A 17,521-nucleotide genomic window follows, 5' to 3' on the forward strand; every position below is an offset into this window, starting at 1 on the left:
CCGACCCACCTTTTGCCCGTGACACCGCTGCCCGCGCCTGGAGTTCGTTCGACATGGATATCCGCACCCCACTGAACCAATGCATCGCCCTGATCGTCGCGGGTGTGCTGTTCCTCAACCCCATCGTCGCCACGGCCGCGCAGTTGACCGTCGATGCGGCGGCCAACGCCAATACCAGCCTCAAGCAGGCCGGCAACGGGGTGCCGATCGTCAACATCGCCACGCCCAATGGCAGCGGCCTGTCGACCAACACCTTCCGCGACTACAACGTGGGCAGCAACGGGCTGATCCTCAACAACGCCACCAGCAAGACCCAGTCGACCCAGCTGGGCGGCATCATCGTCGGCAACCCCAACCTCAGGGGCCAGGCCGCCCAGGTGATCCTCAACCAGGTCACCGGCGGCAACCGCAGTACCCTGCAGGGCTACACCGAGGTGGCGGGGCAGGCGGCCCGGGTCATCGTCGCCAACCCCCATGGCATCACCTGCAAGGGCTGCGGCTTCATCAACACGCCGCGGGCGACCCTCACCACCGGCAAGCCGATCATGGACGGCGAGCGCCTCGACCGCTTCCAGGTCGACGGCGGCGACATCGCCATCGAAGGCAACGCGCTCAATGCCACCAACCTCGACCAGTTCGACCTGATCACCCGCAGCGCCAAGCTCAACACCGAACTGCACGCCAAGCAGCTGAACATCGTCACCGGGCGCAACGACGTCAAGGCTGACACCCTGCAGGCCACGCCGCGTGCCGACGAGGGCGGCGACAAGCCGCTGCTGGCCATCGACAGCTCGGCGCTGGGCGGCATGTATGCAAACACCATTCGCCTGGTCGGCACCGAGCAGGGCGTGGGCGTCAAGTTGGCCGGCAACATGGCCGCCACCACCGGCGACATCCAGGTGGACGCCAACGGCAAGGTGACCCTGGCGCAGACGTCCAGTGCCGGCAGCCTGACGGTCGCCGCGCAGAGCGCCGAGCTGACCGGCAAGACCTACGCCGCCGGCAGTGCCACCGTGCGCGTGCGTGACGAGGTAACGGTTGGCCAGAGCCTCGCCGCCAAGGACAGCATCACCGTGTCCGGCACGCGGATCGACAACCAGGGCATCATCGAAGCCGGCGTGGAACCCGACAACACCCGCAATGCCCACGGCGACGTGACCCTCACGGGCCAGACCCTGCGCAACCGTGGCAGCGTGGTGGCCAACCGCACCCTGGAGGCCACCGGCAGCACCACCCTCGACAACCAGGGCGGCACCTTCAAGGGCCAAGTCACCACCCTGACGGCTGGCCAGCTGGACAACCGCAAAGGCCAGGCACTGGCCGACGACATCTTGACGGTCAATGCCAACGCGATCGACAACCGTGACCAGGGCCTGTTGCAAGGCAAGGGCAAGGCCGTGGTGGACGTCGGCACCACCCTCGACAACCGTGGCGGCCGCCTGGTGGGCCAGGGCGGCCTGCAGGTCACCGCCACCCGGCTGGACAACCGTGACCAAGGCCTGGTCGGCAGCGACCGCCAGGCCAAGCTGACCACCCACGCGCAGCTGGACAACCAGAGCGGCGGCAAGCTCAGTGCCGACCGCCTGGACATCACCACCGCCGGCCTGCTCAATGGTGGCGGCCAATTGCTCGGCGGCGATGTACTGATAAAAGCCAGCGCCGATATCGACAACCGTCTCGGCCTGGTTTCGGCCAAGCGCCTGCTCGACCTCAAGGCCGTGGGCCTGGACAACAGCGGCAAGGGCAACCTGCGCAGCGACGGCACACTGGGCGTCAAGGTGGCGACCCTGGACAACCGTGACAACGGCCTGTTGTCGAGCCTCGGCGACCTGACCCTGCATGGCAAGCGCCTCGACAACCGCGGCGGCCTGGTCCTCGCCGACCGCTCGCTGACCGTCACCGGCGGGCATTTCGACAACCGTGACAAGGGCGCGGCGACCACCAAGGGCAAGGCCCATATCGACGTCGAGAGCCTGGCCAACAGCGATGCCGGCCACCTGCAGAGCGATGGCCGCCTCGACCTGATCGCCGGCAAGGTCGACAACGAGCGCCTGGGCAACATCACCGCCAAGGGCGACCTCGAGGCCCACCTGGGCACCTTGAACCATCAAGGCGGCAAGTTGACCAGCCTGGGCAGCCTGCTGCTCACCGCCGACACGATCGACAACCAGCAGGGCGGCAAGATTGGCGCGAACAGCGTGGCCGACATCAGCGCGGCGCGCATCCTCAACCAGCAGGGCGAGATTTCCAGCGCCGGCAAGGTCATCCTGAATGCCAGCGAATTGCTGGACAACCAGGGTGGCAAGGTCATCGGCGACCGTGGCCTGACCCTCACCGTGCAGCGCCTGCTCAACCAGAACAAGGGCCTGCTCAGTGGCCATGACCGCCTGAGCCTGCACGGCACCGAGCTGCTCAACAACGGCGGCAAGCTGAGCAGCCACCAGCACATCGACGTGACCTTGGACGGCAAGCTGGACAACAGCGACGCCGGCCTGATCGTCAGTGACGCCAGCGTCACCCTGAATGCCGGCACGCTGCTCAATCGCCAGGGCGGCAAGGTCTCGGCCAACACGGCCCTGGACCTGACCAGCCAGGAGCTGCTGGACAACCAGGGGGGCACCCTGGTGACCAACACCGGGCTGCTGCTCAAGGCCGGTCGCCTGGACAACAGCCACCTCGGCGTCATCAGCGCCCAGGGCCACGCCGAGCTGCGCAGCGGCGCCATCGACAACAGCGCCAAGGGCAATATCGGTGCCGGCAGCCTGCTGCTGGTCGGTACCCAGCTCGACAACTACGGCTATGGCCGCATCAGTGCCGCCGGCCAGATCGACGCCACACTGACCGGCCTCGACCAGCATGACCACGGGCAACTGGTCAGCGAGGCCGGCATCGACCTCGACCTGCAGCACGGCCAGTTGGTGAACCGTGACCACGGCCTGCTGCGCTCGCCGGGCAACCTGTTGTTGCGCCAGATCGGCGTGGTCGATAACCGCGACGCTGGGGAGATTTCCAGCAGTCATGGTTTCAGCCTGGTCGCCAGCCGCCTCGACAACCGGGGTGGGCGAGTGGTCAGCAGCCAGGACCTGACCCTGCGCATCGCCGGCGTCCTCGACAACAGCCTGAAGGGGGTGTTGTCGGCCAGCCACGACCTCGAGGTCGCGGCCGTCAGCCTAGACAACTTCAGTGGCGGCAGCCTGGCCAGCGGCCAGGCCCTCAAGGCCACGATCGACGGCCAGCTCGACAACCATGACGAGGGCACCCTCTCCGCCGTTGGCGGGCTGACCGTTACCAGCGCCGGCTTGCTCAACGGCGAGCGCGGCCTGTTGTCGGGCAACACCGGCGTGACCGTCACTACCGGCCAGTTGGACAACCATCAAGGCGGCCAGCTCACCAGCCAGGCGGCGATGACCGTCGACAGCAACGAGCTCGACAACCGTGGCGGTACCCTGAGCAGCAAGCAGGCGATGAAGCTGACCACCGGCGAGCTGCGCAACGGCGCCGATGCCCTGCAGCGCGGCGGCCGGATCCACAGCGATGGCGCATTGACGCTGGTGGCCGGGCAGGTCGATTCCAGCCAGGGCGGCGAGATCTCCGCCAAGGGCGACCTGCTGCTGCGCGTCAGCACGTTGATCCAGCGCCAGGGGCGGCTGATCGGCGAACAGAAGCTCGACCTCGACCTGAACGGCGGCGACCTGCTGAACCAGGGCGGCCTGATCAGCGCCAACGGCCCACTGAACATCCAGAACCTGCGCAAGCTCGACAACAGCGCCGGTGAAATCACCAGCCAGCAATCCTACAACCTGCTCGCCAAACGCATCGACAACCAGCACGGGCGCATCCTCAGCGATGGCCGGCTGACCGTGGAGGCGCCACAGCTGGACAACAGCGCCAAGGGCCTGATTTCCGGCGCGCAGGGCCTGCTGGCCAAGGGGACCGACCTGAACAACAGCGGCGAAGGCACCCTGTCCAGCAAGGACGGCGACCTCACCGTGACCCTGGCCGGTACTCTCGACAACCGTGACCTGGGTGCCCTGGTCAGCAAGGGTAGCCAGCAGATCACCGCGGCCAACTTGCACAACCGCAAGGGCATCATTTCTTCCGAACAGGCCATCACCCTCAGTGTCACCGACCGGCTCGACAACAGCGGCGGTGGCCTCGTTTCCGCCACCGGCGACCTGGCGTTCGACCAGGACGACACTGTCATCGACAACCAGGGCGGGCAGATCAACGGCCAGGTGATCACTGTCACTGGCAAGCGCCTGGAAAACGCCAAGGGCCAGCTGACCAGCCGCGCGCTGCTTGACCTGACCTTGGCCGAGGCGCTGCTCAACACCGACGGCGCGCGCCTGGTCAGTGGCGCCGACCTGTTGCTCAAGGTCGACAGCATCGCCAACAACGGCGGCAAGCTGATCAGCCACGGCCTGCTGCGTGTCGACGCGACGACGCTGGACAACAGCCGCGGCGGTAACCTGGCCAGCCAGCAGAACCTGGTGCTGCGCCTGGGCGGCGACCTGCTCAACGGCCAGGATGGCCTGCTGTTCAGCGAACACGGCAAGCTCGACATCCACGCCAATGCCCTGGACAACCAGGCCGGTACGCTGAAGAGCCAGGGCGCCATCGAAGTGCGCCTGGACAAGGCCCTGAACAACCACGGCGGGCGCCTGGAGAGCCAGGACGGCGGCCTCGAGTTGCACGCCGCGAGCCTCGACAACGGCGGCAGCGGCATGCTCAGCGCGGCCAAAGGCTTGTTCAAGGGCGTCTTCAGCGGCCTGTTCGACAACGGCGGCGGCACCACCCAGGCGCAGTCGGTGGACATCAAGGCCGACACCCGGGTGAACAACCAGGGCGGCTACCTCTCGGCTCAGGGTGGCGACAATCAGCTCGTCACCGCCGAGTTCGACAACCAGGGCGGTGGCCTGTACGCCGCCGGGCTGCTGCACCTGCAGGGCCAGCAACTGCTCAACCAGGGCGGCAAGATCGGCGCCGGGCGTATCGACTTCGGCCTGAGCGGCGCGTTGTACAACGGCCTCGGCCAGCTGGAAAGCGAGAGCGACCTGCAGCTGAGCGCCAGCGAGCTCGACAACCGCACGGGCAACCTGCGCGCCCTCGGCAAGACCGGCACCAGCCGCTTCATCGTCACGGGCAACCTGCTCAACGACAACGGCGTGCTGGCCACCGCCAACCACGACCTCGACCTGCAGATCGGCGGCCTGAGCAACAGCGGCGGGCAACTGCTGCACACCGGCCTTGGCACCTTCGGCCTGGCCTCCGACAAGGTCACCCAGGCCGGCGGTGTCCTGCACACCGATGGCCTGCTGAGCATCGGCGCCGCCAGCTGGACCAACAGCAGCGTGCTGCAGGCCCGGCGCCTGGAGCTGGACATCGGGCGCTTCGTGCAGACGGCCAGCGGCAAGCTGCTGGCGGTCGAGAGCTTCAAGGGCCGCGGTGGCGACTGGACCAACCATGGCCTGCTGGCCAGCGATGGCAGCCTGCAACTCGACCTCACCGGCAACTACGACGGCAACGGCCGCCTGAGCAGCCTCGGCAGCCTGGGGCTGAGCGCCACCGATATCCGCCTGTCCAGTGCCGCCAGCGTGGCCGGCGGCGCGGGCAGCGTGGTGACGGCCCGCAACCTGCTGAGCAACGACGGTCGCCTGACCGCCCTCGGTGGCCTTACGGTCAACGCCGCCAGCCTGGAAAACCGCGGCACGCTCGGTGGCGCCGCGGCGGTGACACTGACCGCCAACACCCTGAGCAACCAGCGCGGCCTGGTGTTCAGCGGCAACGACATGACCCTGCGCGTGGGCAGCCTGAGCAACTACTACGGCGATATCTACAGCCTGGGCGGCTTGGACCTGGCCGGCAACGGCAGCGCCCGCGCCCTGTTGCTGGAGAACATCTCCGGCAGCCTTGAGAGCGCCGGCAACATGACCCTGGCGGTCGATACGCTGCTCAACCGCAAGGAAAAACTCACCTCCACGAAGAAACTGACTGCCGGCAACGTCAATATCTATTCCGACGACCACTGCAAGGGCAAGGGGTGCAAGCTGCACTTCAGCGCGGTGGAAACCTGGGAAGACGTCATTGCCGAGGACTCGCCGACCGCGTTCATCACCACCGGCGGCAGGCTGGCGTTTGCCGGTAGCGCGTTCCGCAACCATTACAGCAGCGTTTCCGCGGCGGGCGATATCGTCATCAACACCGCGGTGTTCGAGAACAAGGCGGCAGGTGGTGGCGAACAGCGCAACCTGACAGCCAGCATGTATACCCGCAACCGCGGCCAGTACAACGCCTTCATCCAGGCCAAGAACCAGTTCAACCAGAACCCCGGCTCGCTGACCCTGGATCAGGTGCTGGCGGCATCGGGTTACCCGCAACACAGTATCTACGACCTCATCGACCACAAGACGCCGATCGCCGGTGCCGTGGTGGCGCCCGCGGTGATCCAGGCTGCGGGTGCAGTGACCATCAACGCCACCCAGCGCATCGACAACAGCGTGGTGCGCGCCAACCAGGCCGGGGCCGGTAGCATTGGTGCCCGGGGCGATGCCAGCGCCGACCCGCGCCAGGCGCAGACCCAGGTGCGCGCGCTCAACCCGCAGTTGCCGCCGGACCTGGCCCAGCGCCAGGTCAACCCGGTGACCCTGCCCAGCTTCAGCCTGCCCCAGGGCAACAATGGCCTGTTCCGCATCAGCAGCCAGGCCGGCCAGGCCGCTATCAGCGGCGACGCCCTGGGCGCAACCGCTGACCGCACCCAGGCGGGCAGCGGCACCTTCATCGCACCGCTGGCCACTGCGGCCAGCGCCGACAGCCGCGCGGCGTCGGCGCTCGGTGCCGACAGCGCGGCGTCTGCCCAAGGCGCAGTGGCCGGCTCGGGCGTGGCGCTGGGCGGTTTGGCCGCTGGCGTCAAGCTGGTCCAGGGCGTGCCTGAGCGCAGCGTGCCGAGCGTGTCGCACAAGTACCTGGTAGAGACCAACCCGGTCCTGACCGACCTCAAGCAGTTCCTCAGCTCCGACTACATGCTCGGCCAGCTCAATATCAAGCCGGACCAGGCCATCAAGCGCCTGGGCGATGGTCTCTACGAGCAGCGCCTGATCCGCGAGGCGGTGGTGGCCCGTACCGGCCAGCGCTACATCGATGGCATGACCAGCGACGAGACGCTGTTCCGCTACCTGATGGACAACGCCATCGCCAGCAAGGACAAGCTGTCGCTGAGCGTGGGCGTGTCGCTCAGCGCCGAGCAGGTGGCGGCGCTGACCCACGACATCGTCTGGATGGAGCAGGTCGAGGTCAACGGCGAGAAGGTGCTCGCCCCGGTGCTGTACCTGGCCCACGCCAACGGCCGCTTGGCGCCCAACGGCGCGCTGATCCAGGGCCGCGACGTGAATCTGATCAGCGGCGGCGAGCTGGTCAACGTCGGCACCTTGCGCGCCACCAACAACCTCGCCGTCAGCGCCACCAACATCGGCAACGCCGGGTTGATGGAGGCGGGCGGGCGCCTGGACATGCTGGCCACCGACTCGATCCGCAATGCCCAGGGCGGGATCATCGCCGGGCGTGAAGTGAGCCTCACCGCGTTGACCGGTGATGTGATCAACGAACGCAGCGTCACCCGCCTCGAAGGCCGTGCCCGTGAGGAGCACGTGATCAAGGACCTGGTCGACACCGCAGCGCGCATCGAGGCGGCGAACGACCTGACGATCACCGCCGGGCGTGATATCGGCATTGTCGGCGGGGCGGTCCAAGCCGGGCGCGACATCGACCTGGATGCCGGTCGCGACCTGTACATCGGCAGTCAGGAAGGTGTCGACAGCCACGAGTACCAGCGCCGCCGCGAGCGTGGCCATGACATCACGATCACCCAGTACGGCAGCGAGGTGAAGGCCGGCGGCAACCTCACCGCCACGGCCGGCCAGGACCTGAGCATCGTCGCCAGCGAAATCGAGGCCCGCCGCGACCTGGCCCTGCAGGCCGGGCGCGACGTGACCCTGGCCGCTGCGGCGAACGAGGAACACAGCTACGTCAAAGGCAAGGAAGGCAAGACCAAGTTCGAGCGGCAGAAGGACGAGGTCGAGCAGCAGTCCGCCGAAGTGAAGGCCGGCGGCGACCTGACCATCGACGCCGGGCGTGACCTGCGCATGGTGGCGAGCAAGGCCAGCGCCGGCGACGAAGCCTACCTGGTGGCCGGCGACAAGCTCGAGCTGCTGGCCGCCAACGACAGCCAATACTCGCTGTATGACATGAACAAGAAGGGTGGTTGGGGGAGCAAGAAGACCCAGCGTGATGAAGTGACCGACGTGAAGGCGGTGGGGAGTGAGATCACCAGTGGTGGCGACCTGACCCTCGAGAGCGGCGGTGACCAGTTGTACCAGGGCGCGAAACTCGCCTCCGGTGCGGACCTGACCATTGATAGCGGCGGTTCGGTGACCTTCGAAGCGGTCAAGGACATGCATCAGGAGAGTCACGAGAAGAGCAAATCGGACCTGGCGTGGACCAGCGCCAAAGGTAAGGGAAGTACGGATGAGACGCTGCGCCAGACCTTGATGGTAGCCCAGGGGGAATTGGCGATTCGGGCCGCTGGCAAAATAAATATTGATATTAAGCAAATTGACCAAAACACTGTCAGCCAAACGATTGATGCAATGGTCCGAGCAGAACCCCAACTGGCGTGGATCAAGCAGGCCGAGGCCAGCGGACAAGTGGATTGGCGAGTAGTAAAAGAAATTCACGACAGCTGGGATTACAAAAATTCAGGACTGGGAGCAGCACCCGCCCTGATTATTTCGATTGTCGCGAGCGTCTACCTTGGTCCTCTTGCAGGTGCCATGGCCAGTAACTTTGCCGTAGGAACCATAAACGGTGGTGGAGACATCGGTGCTGGCCTAAAAGCGGCAACCAGCAGCAAGGCTATAAAGGGATACGCTACGCAGATGGTGACAAGCGGAATCTTGAGTGGAATAGACACAGCAGTTGCGGGGTGGAATCCTGATGGCCCGTTGGTTCTGAGTGCCAATGGCATTAATAATCCAGGGTATAGCTCTGGTATGTTGGATTGGAATTCGGTCAGCCAGAACATCCTTCGTAGCAGCACACATGCTTTTGTCGCTGGCAGTGTGAACACAGCGATAAATGGAGGCAGCTTCAAAGATAATCTTGGAGCTGCTGCTGTGTCTGAAGGATTGGATTTGGCGGCGGCCTTCGGTAATAAACAGGTCGGCGATTTAGCTGATTATCTCAACGTCAGTCCTGGCTCTGCACAAAAAATCCTAATGCACGCAGTCTTGGGTGGAGCGCTGTCGTCCGCCAAGGGAGGAGACTTCAAAACAGGGGCACTGGCAGGTGCTGCAGCGCAGGGTCTCACGGCGGCTACAAGTGCAGGTCTAGGCAAGTATCTCGATTCACGGTTTGCTACGGACGACCAGTTCAAGGTGGCGACCGCCCAGATTATTGGGGTTTTGGCAGGAGCCTTGGGTAATGGAAACCCTGAAACCGCCAGTTGGGTGGCTGGAAACGCTCAGCGCTATAATGACTTTTTACATCCAGGGGGAAATTGGGGGGCAGAAGCTGCTAGCTTAGGAACATATATGGCTGAGCAAGGCAAGACACCCGACCAGATTTCTGATGCGCTCCAGTCCTTGGCTAGAAGCGATGGGTACAAAGGCCCAGGTCATGATTATGTAGCTGGTTGGGTGTATACTCCAGCTGTGTTGGGCGCGACTATATCGCCCCCGGCAGGACTTGCTGGCGCAGCGATGGGCGGTGCCATTGGCGGTGGTGCTAACATCAGCTATCAATTGACCACGGATAAACCGTTTAGTTATGTGGACGCCGCCATTGCTACCACTGTGGGTGGTGCAACTCAAGGTCGTGGGGTCGCATTTACTATTGGTGCAGGCACGGCAGGGGCATTCTTAGGGGGCTTGATTAAAGGTGATAGTTCAATGTATCCAGTTTTAGGTGCGGCCATTGGTGGTGCTGTGGGCTTGAAAACTGGACAAGTCGTAACTGGTAAATTGAAGCCCTATCTCGGAAGTAATTCTGAAGTTGTAGGTGCCTCTTTGGGTTCTCAGATTTCCGAAGCTACAGGTGGCAAAATAGGATCAATAGGAGATAGCAAGTAATGAAGCCCAAGTCGAGGTTTCAAGCTTATGTACTATTTTTAGTCTATTTGATTGTTTTGTTTTTCTTTGGCGGGGTCTTATCAAATTTTTTAGGGGCTATAGCCCTGTATTTTAAATATGACACGTGGCATTTTGGCTGGGCTGATATTTCCGGCGTGTTTCCTGGATTTTTAGCCTATGCGGTCCCTGTCTGGTTTGGGGTATGCCTTGCTTCATATTTCAAATGGGGTGGTGGGAAGTAAATACCGAAGTGATTCCCGAACGTGGATTGCTTTCCAGGAAAAGGGGACAGATTTATTTTTCCTACTCTAATTTCGGTTCCTGGCGGCGAACGGACCTAGCCTTCATGTAGGTAGGGCGAGATTAGAGTAGGGAAAATAAATCTGTCCCCTTTTTTCTGGGACAAAAAAGAAGGTTGCCAAAATGAATGAATTTTCGAGCATTGATCGCCTCAGAGGGTTATTTGCTGAGATTGCTAAAGATAAAATTGAATGTCTTGAAACGGATGGATTGCGGATAGATCATGGCGAAGACCTTTTCCTGCAACTCGTAAAATATGGATCTCTACTGAGTGATTCTATTAGAAGACTTGAGGAAAGTGGTGTGGATGAGCTGGCGGTCCAGTCTGCGTTGATCCATGTCCGGTTACATGCCATGAGCTTGTGCAGTTTTTTTGACGATATTGCTGAGGATGCAGAGCGACTATTGATTGAAGCTAAGTGGCCTGATATGCCAGAGGACTATGTCACGCCGTTATGAACGTGCTGAAAAGGGGCGAATCAAATTTCCCCTCCTGTAATTACGACTCTGCGGGATTGAATAGCCAACTGGGGTTAACATTATGTCTCGATTTTCTGATTTTCTATCGGAAAAGGGCGGAAAAGGGGAAAGATTTATTTTCCCTACTCTAATTCCAGATCCTTGTGGAAACAGGGAAAAGGGGACAGATATATTTTTCCTACTCTAATTTCGGCCCTTATGGGGTCGAAGGAATCGAGCAGTCATGTCATTCTCCTGATTCATCAGTCGTCAAAGTGATCCAAGGAGGATGCCGTCATGCCTAGAGGTGGACGAGTACTGCTACCACACTGCCCGCATCATATTGTCCATCGGGGTCACAATCGACAGGTTGTGTTTGCGCAAGATACGGACTTCCAACGCTACTTAGCCGATCTCCGAGAGTTGAAGGATGCCTTTGGGGTGAAAGTCTATGCGTACTGCTTGATGACCAATCATGTGCATCTATTGTTGGTTCCTGATGATGCTTGCGCAGGACTTAGCCAGCTGATGAAGACGCTGGCGGCGCGAGCGACGCGCTATCGTAATCGACTAGAGGGTCGTTCCGGTACATTGTGGGAAAGTCGTTTTAAGTCCAGCATTGTGCAGTCTGACACCTACCTGTTGGCTTGTTGCCGCTACATCGAATTGAATCCAGTCCGGGCGCGGATGACAGTTGAGGCTGGTGATTATCCTTGGTCGAGTTATTCGGTCAGGATGGGGGCTGCGAAACGGCAGAATTGGCTTGATGATAATCCCTTGTTTGAAGCATTGGGGGAAACTGAAGAGCTCCGGCGCAAGCGCTACGCCGAGTTTGTGAGGCAGGCGATATCGGACGAAGAGCTTAGCCTGATTCGAGACGCTATTCAGCGAGGACAATTGACGGGTAGTAGCCGGTTCGTGGACGAGATCGCGCAGATCACTGGAAAGCGTATTGAGCGAAGGAAGCAGGGCAGGCCAAAATTAGAGTAGAGAAAATAAATCTGTCCCCTTTTTACTGTTACTCTTTTTACTTTCCTTTTTACTATTTTTCACCGCACTTTTCCACATTGGCGCACGAACATGAAAATAATCAAATCCTTCGCGAAATTGACAGGGCTTAAAAGGTTTGCGGCTTGGCGAGCCGGCTGGCAGGAACCAGCGTCTGCCGACCTGTTTTCCTATATTGAAGATGTCGTCAGCCCAGAGGACAGTTTGATTTTTTGCAAATGGCTGTTCCCGGATTTCGTCGTGTTCGAGGATTCGGTGATATTGGAAATGAAATTTGACGAGGCCGCATTTCGCGAGTGGCTTGATCATTTCTCAGGCGATAAAGCCGGTGTTGAGAGGATGCTGAATCACACCCATCTGTACGATGCGTTTTCAGGGTGTGGATCTGCGGTGGACGAGGTGGTTTTCGAGCAACTGTCCAATGTGCTGGCCATGTCCTGGCGAATGGTATTGAAGACGCAATTTCCTGATAGGAGCTTCCACGTGGAGGCTATCAACTCCGATCAGGAGTATGGCCCGGTGGTCACGTTCCATGAAAAACGTGCGACCGTCTCCATGTCGATGACCTCTGGATAGTGCCCCTGCCACGAATACGGCCTTCTCCAAGCCCCGAGGCGGCAGATTGACGCCAAGATGATGTCAAATTAATATCGCCTCGCTCTGCCCACCCACCGTAAATGACTACCCTTTTCGTACGCAAGGAAGCCCCCTGTGATCAAGACCCTGTTCAAAGCTGCCGCCGTCCTCTCCGTCGCCCTGTTGTACGGCTGCGCCTCCACCCCTTCGGCAGACAAGATGCAGGCGGAAGTCGCCAACTACGCGCTGCCCAAGGCTGCGGTGGCCGACAAGGCGTTGGTCTATGTGGTCCGCCCCAGCAATGCCGGGATGATGGTGCGTTTCAACGTCTTCCTCGATGACAAGGAAGCCGATTCGGAAATGGGCTACAACCGCGGCAACCAGTACATCTATTTCTACGTGACACCGGGCACTCACGTGATCAGTTCCAAGGCCGAGAACTGGGCCGACATGACCGTTAATGCGAAGGCCGGCGAGGTCATCTACCTCAAGCAGGAAGTCGAGATCGGCGTGGTCATGGCGCGTAACAGCCTCAAGGTGCTGAGCGACCTCGAAGGCCGCTACCTGGTCAAGGACGCGGCGCTGGGCACCATCGCCAAAGAGAGCAAGTAAGCGCTGCCGATCCGTGTGGTGATCGGCATGAACAACAAGGGCGACCCTCGGGTCGCCCTTGTTGTTCATGCAGTGGAAAAAGGTGGAAGAAGGAGCGCGCTCCCAGCAACGCCAACTGCTCAGTTCAACCAGCTCAACGCCGGCCCCTGCGGCACGATCCGCGTCGGGTTGATGTGGTTGTGCGAGTAGTAGTAATGCAGCTTGATATGCGCCATGTCGATGGTGCTGTAGATCGCCGGGATCTGTGTCAGGCGCACCAGGTACTGATACAGCGCCGGGTACTCGGCCAGGGTCTTGTGGTTGGCCTTGAAATGCACGTAGTACACCGCCTCGTAGCGGATCAGCGTGGGCAGCAGGAACAGGTCCGACAGGCTCAGCTTGCCGCCCACCAGGTATGGCTGCTTGCGCAGCCGGAGCTCGAGGGTGTCCATGGCTGCGAAGAACTGCTTGTAGGCCTCGTCGTAGCTCGCCTGGTCCGGGGCGAAGCCCATGTGGTAGACCATGCGGTTGATGTTGGTGTGCAGCCACTGGTTGAGCTCGACGATGTCGCAGCTGGAGCGGTCGGGCACCAGGTCGATCGGGGTCTTGGCCAGGGGCAGCAGGCGGGTGGCCATCTGCAGCGCCAGCTCGGCCGAATCGTTATGCACGATACGGTTTTGCTGGCGGTCCCAGAGCACCGGCACCGACTGGTTGCCGGCAAAGCCCGGGCGCGAACGCTCGTACAGGCTCGACAGCAGGGTGACGTCCTTGAGCAGCGGATCTTGGTCGTGCTCGTCGAACTCCCAGCCCTGGTCGTGGCGGCGCGCCGCCACCGAGGTGACGTCCAGCGCGTCTTCCAGGCCCAGCAGGCTCTGCACCAGGTGTACCCGGTGCGAGAACGGGCAGGCGTGGGAGATATACAGGTGGTAGCGGTTGGGCTCGGCCACCATTTCGCTGAGGAACAGCTCCTGGACCGACGGGGTGCCTTGGCTGCGGGTCATCTTACCTCCCTACGACGGTGGCCAGGCTTGGGCATGGGCGCTCGCCGAGTGCGGCGATGCTGTGCTGGATCTTCAGGTTGGCGGCGGCCAGGCCCGCGGCCAGGCTCTCTTCGCCCATGCCCAGGCCTTCGGCATAGATGAACTCGACGCTGTTCAGGCCGACGAAGCCCAGGGTCTGCGACAGCCAGCCGGCCAGGGTGTCGGTGCCCTGGCTGTAGATGCCGCCGCTGGCATTGAGCACGTGCACCGGCTTGTCGTCGAGCAGCCCGACCGGGGCGCCGTCGACATAGGTGAAGGTGACGCCGCCACGCACGATGTAGTCGACCCAGGTGTGCAGGATCGATGGGGCGCCGAAGTTGTAGCGCGGCAGGCCGATGACCACGCGGTCGGCGTCCTGGATTTCTTCTATCAGCACGTTGGACAGCTTCAGCGCCGCGGCCGCCTCGATGCTGCTGGCGTCACCGCCGAACAGGGCGTCCATGGTCACCGCATTGAGGTGCGGGATGGGCTGGGCGTGCAGGTCGCGTACCACCACCGAAGCTTTGGGGTTGACCTCTTTGAGCTGCTTGAGGAAGTTGTCCACCAGTTGGCCGGAGAAGCCACCGTCGGGCTTGATCGAGGAGCGGATGACCAGGACCTTGTGATTCATTGCGCGAATCCTTTCTGTGATGTGTGGCATGCAGTCTTGAGCAATCGCGCGGGAGTGAAAAGCGCAGATAATCAGGGTTTTACCCTTAAGGTTGTCATGTATCTGGGTTGCAAGCCCTTCGATCATGCCGGCCTTGTCGCTCGGCGCCGGGGAGTCGCGGCGGGCGAACTCCATGTCCCAGTAACGGCCGCTGTGCAGGCCGCCGTGCTGGTGAAGTAGGCCTGCTCGCCTGGCGGCAGCTGTGGTACAACGCCGCAGGACAAAGGATTCGTCGCCCGGTTTGCGGGCACACAAGGAGGTGGTGGTGTTTTCCAAGATCAGTCTCGATCAGTGGCGCGCGTTCGTCTGCACGGTCGAGTGCGGCGGTTTCCAGCAGGCCGGCGAGCACATGTACAAGTCGCAGTCGGCGATCAGCCACTCGGTCAACCGCATGGAAATGCTCCTGGGCCAGGAGCTGTTCATCATCGAAGGGCGCAAGGCCGTGCTCACCTCGCTGGGCAAGGCGCTGTTGCCCCAGGCCAAGCACCTGCTGGGCGCGGCGCAGAAGCTCGAGCACCTGGCCAACCAGTACCAGCCCGGGTTGTTCACCGAGCAGGCGCTGGCGGTGGATGTGTTGTTCCCCATCGAGTTGCTGCAACAGGCATTGCAGGAGTTTGCTCAGGAGTACAAGGATCACCGTATCCGCCTGTACGAGACGGCGTTGTCCGGGGCCCGCGAGTTGCTCGAAGACGGCAAGGTCGAGCTGGGCATCGCCAGCAGCCTGCCCTCGGGGTATCTGCAGGAGTTCCTGCTGAATGTCTCGTTGATCTGCGTGGTGGGAGCCAGCCATCCGCTCAGCGAAGCGCAGGGCGAGTTGAGCCTGGACGACATGAAGAACCACCGGCAGGTGGTGATCCGCGATTCTGGCACGCGCAATTCGCAGAACAGCGGCTGGCTGGGGACCTCGCAGCGCTGGACGGTGAGCAGCCTGGCGGCGGCCGAGAGCTTCGTCGAGCGGGGGATGGGCTTTGCCTGGTTGCCGGAGCATCGGGTGCAGCAGGGGTTGGCGCAAGGGCGGTTGGTGCGGGTCAACCTGCAGCATCAGCGGGAGCGGGAGGTGCCGATGTACATGGGGTACCCCGAGGAGTACCGGCACAGTCCCGAGGTGTGCTTGCTGGCGCAGATACTGCGGGAGCGGTGCCGGGAGTATCGGCCGGGGTGATGGGGCTTGGCCCAGGTGCTTGGCGTCATTGTCGTAGCGCCTGAGTGATCGAGCGCCGCTTACGCAGCGCATCGCCGGCAAGCCGGCTCCCACTCCGACCGCGCCGCCCTCAAGTCAAGCGCCGTTCCTGTGGGAGCTGGCTTGCCAGCGAAAGGGCTGCGCAGCAGCCCCGGCGATCCCAAAGGTTGCCAGAACTTTCTGCCCCTGAAACCCAATGCTTCACCCGCGCAGATCACTCGGCAGGAAATCCCGATCCGGCTCGTAATCGAGCTTCAGATACCCCGCCAGTTCGCGCAGGTCGTCTGGGCTCAGGCTGCCGGCCTGCTGCTTGAGCCTCAGGCTGTCGACGATGTACGCATAGCGCGAAACGTTGTAGTCACGCACTGCGTTGTACAGGTCGCGCTGGGCATCGAGGATATCGACGATATTGCGGCTGCCCACGTCGTAACCGGCCTCGGTGGCCCGCAACGAGCCCTGACTGGAGACGATGCTCTGGCGCCGCGCGCGCACCTGCTCGACATCGCTGACCACCGCGCGGAAGGCGTTGCGCGAACCTTCCAGCACCTCGCGTTCGAGGCTGGTGCGGCCGTACTCGGTGCGTGCCAGCTCATGGGTGGCCTGGCGTACCCGCGCGCTGGTGCCGCCACCGCTGAACAGCGGCAGCTTCATCTGCACCATCACCGAGCTGTCGCGCTGGTTGCCGGAGCGCTGGCCGAAATGCGTGCTGGAGTCCATCAGGTCGCTGTCGCCCTCGGTGTAGCCCATGGCCAGGTTGAAGGTCGGCAGGTGATCGGCCTTGCTGCTGCGCAGGGTCTGGCCGGCCTGGCTGACGGCGGCCTGGCTGGCGCGCAGGCGCAGGTTCTGCGCCATGGCCTGTTCGACCCAGGCCTCGGCGCGCTCGGGCACCGGCGCCTGCACCGGCAGGCTGTGGCGGATCCCGGCCAATGCCGGCTGGGCCTGGCCGGTCAGGCGCATCAGTGCTTGGTAGGCATCCTCGCTGCGGCGTTGGCTGTCGATCAGGTTGGCGCTGGCGCGGTCGAAGCTGGCCTGGGCCGAGAGCATGTCGTTCTGGTCGGACAGGCCGGCGTCGTAGCTCAGCCGGGTCTGCTGCAACTGGCGGTCGAAGGCGCGCAGCTCGGCCTTGGCGGTGGCCAGGTTGTCCTCAGCCAGCAGGGTGTCGAAGTAGCTGCTGGCGGTGTCGAGGATCAACTGCTGCTGGAATGCCGAGAAGTCCAGTTCGGCCTGTTCGTTTTCGGACTGCGCGGCCTTGTAGTCGAACCAGCGGCTGAGGTCGAACAGCGGCTGGTCGAGGCTCAGGCGGTACAGGCTGCCGCTGCGCTGCTCGACCTGGCGGCGGTCGCTGCGCACGTCGCCGGCCTCGGCATCCAGGGCCACCTGCGGCAGCAGGCGGGCGCGGGCCAGGGGCACGGCCTCGCGGCGGGCCAGGTAGTTCTCGCGGGCGGCGGCCATGTCGCTGTTGTGCTCGACCACCTGGGCGTACACCGACATCAGCGTCGCACGCTCGGCGGCAATGGCCTGGGCCAGGGGCGCCAGCAGCAGCAGGGGCAGAAGGGTCTTACGTAGCATGTCGTTTCTCTTTATTCGGGCCGGCCGC

Annotated in this window: 10 protein-coding genes; 7 read left to right on the forward strand and 3 right to left on the reverse strand. The window is 62.5% G+C overall.

The genetic code is table 11. The features are described 5' to 3' along the window. The first annotated feature begins 53 nt into the window (after positions 1–53). The 6 genes from KSS90_RS08200 to KSS90_RS08225 all read left to right on the forward strand — a co-directional run bounded on the left by KSS90_RS08200 (position 54) and on the right by KSS90_RS08225 (position 13,076). Positions 54–10,121 carry a two-partner secretion domain-containing protein gene (locus KSS90_RS08200; protein WP_217868953.1) on the forward strand — a complete coding sequence of 3,356 codons (10,068 nt, stop codon included), beginning with the start codon at positions 54–56 and terminating at the stop codon, positions 10,119–10,121. Beyond that, positions 10,121–10,363 carry a hypothetical protein gene (locus tag KSS90_RS08205; protein ID WP_139674997.1) on the forward strand — a complete coding sequence of 81 codons (243 nt, stop codon included), beginning with the start codon at positions 10,121–10,123 and terminating at the stop codon, positions 10,361–10,363. Before KSS90_RS08200 ends, KSS90_RS08205 begins: the two co-directional genes overlap by 1 nt. Before the next feature lie 181 nt (positions 10,364–10,544). Further along, positions 10,545–10,880, forward strand: a complete 336-nt coding sequence (locus KSS90_RS08210) for a hypothetical protein (RefSeq protein WP_217868954.1) — start codon at positions 10,545–10,547, stop codon at positions 10,878–10,880. Positions 10,881–11,177: 297 nt separating this feature from the next. Continuing rightward, entirely contained in the window at positions 11,178–11,870 is a 693-nt protein-coding gene (locus KSS90_RS08215) for a transposase (RefSeq protein ID WP_217868955.1), read from the forward strand. Positions 11,871–11,960: 90 nt separating this feature from the next. Then, positions 11,961–12,464: a hypothetical protein gene (locus tag KSS90_RS08220; protein WP_217868956.1), complete on the forward strand. Its 504-nt coding sequence runs from the start codon at positions 11,961–11,963 to the stop codon at positions 12,462–12,464. A gap of 219 nt (positions 12,465–12,683) precedes the next feature. Further along, entirely contained in the window at positions 12,684–13,076 is a 393-nt protein-coding gene (locus tag KSS90_RS08225) for a DUF2846 domain-containing protein (RefSeq protein WP_031314530.1), read from the forward strand. 119 nt (positions 13,077–13,195) lie between these two features. Here KSS90_RS08225 and KSS90_RS08230 read toward each other — a convergent pair whose 3' ends face one another. Together KSS90_RS08230 and KSS90_RS08235 are read right to left on the reverse strand one after the other, a co-directional pair. After that, positions 13,196–14,056: a glutathione S-transferase C-terminal domain-containing protein gene (locus tag KSS90_RS08230; protein ID WP_217868957.1), complete on the reverse strand. Its 861-nt coding sequence runs from the start codon at positions 14,054–14,056 to the stop codon at positions 13,196–13,198. Between the two features lies 1 nt (position 14,057). Further along, positions 14,058–14,705, reverse strand: a complete 648-nt coding sequence (locus KSS90_RS08235) for an FMN-dependent NADH-azoreductase (RefSeq protein WP_217868958.1) — start codon at positions 14,703–14,705, stop codon at positions 14,058–14,060. 304 nt (positions 14,706–15,009) lie between these two features. On the opposite strand from KSS90_RS08235, the gene KSS90_RS08240 reads away from it, so the two are divergent. After that, positions 15,010–15,906 carry a LysR family transcriptional regulator gene (locus KSS90_RS08240; protein WP_217868959.1) on the forward strand — a complete coding sequence of 299 codons (897 nt, stop codon included), beginning with the start codon at positions 15,010–15,012 and terminating at the stop codon, positions 15,904–15,906. A gap of 219 nt (positions 15,907–16,125) precedes the next feature. On the opposite strand, the gene KSS90_RS08245 is transcribed toward KSS90_RS08240, so the two are convergent. Next, entirely contained in the window at positions 16,126–17,493 is a 1,368-nt protein-coding gene (locus tag KSS90_RS08245) for a TolC family outer membrane protein (RefSeq protein ID WP_217868960.1), read from the reverse strand. Positions 17,494–17,521 lie beyond the last annotated feature (28 nt).

This window comes from Pseudomonas maumuensis (genome assembly GCF_019139675.1).
Taxonomy (GTDB): Bacteria; Pseudomonadota; Gammaproteobacteria; order Pseudomonadales; family Pseudomonadaceae; genus Aquipseudomonas; species Aquipseudomonas maumuensis.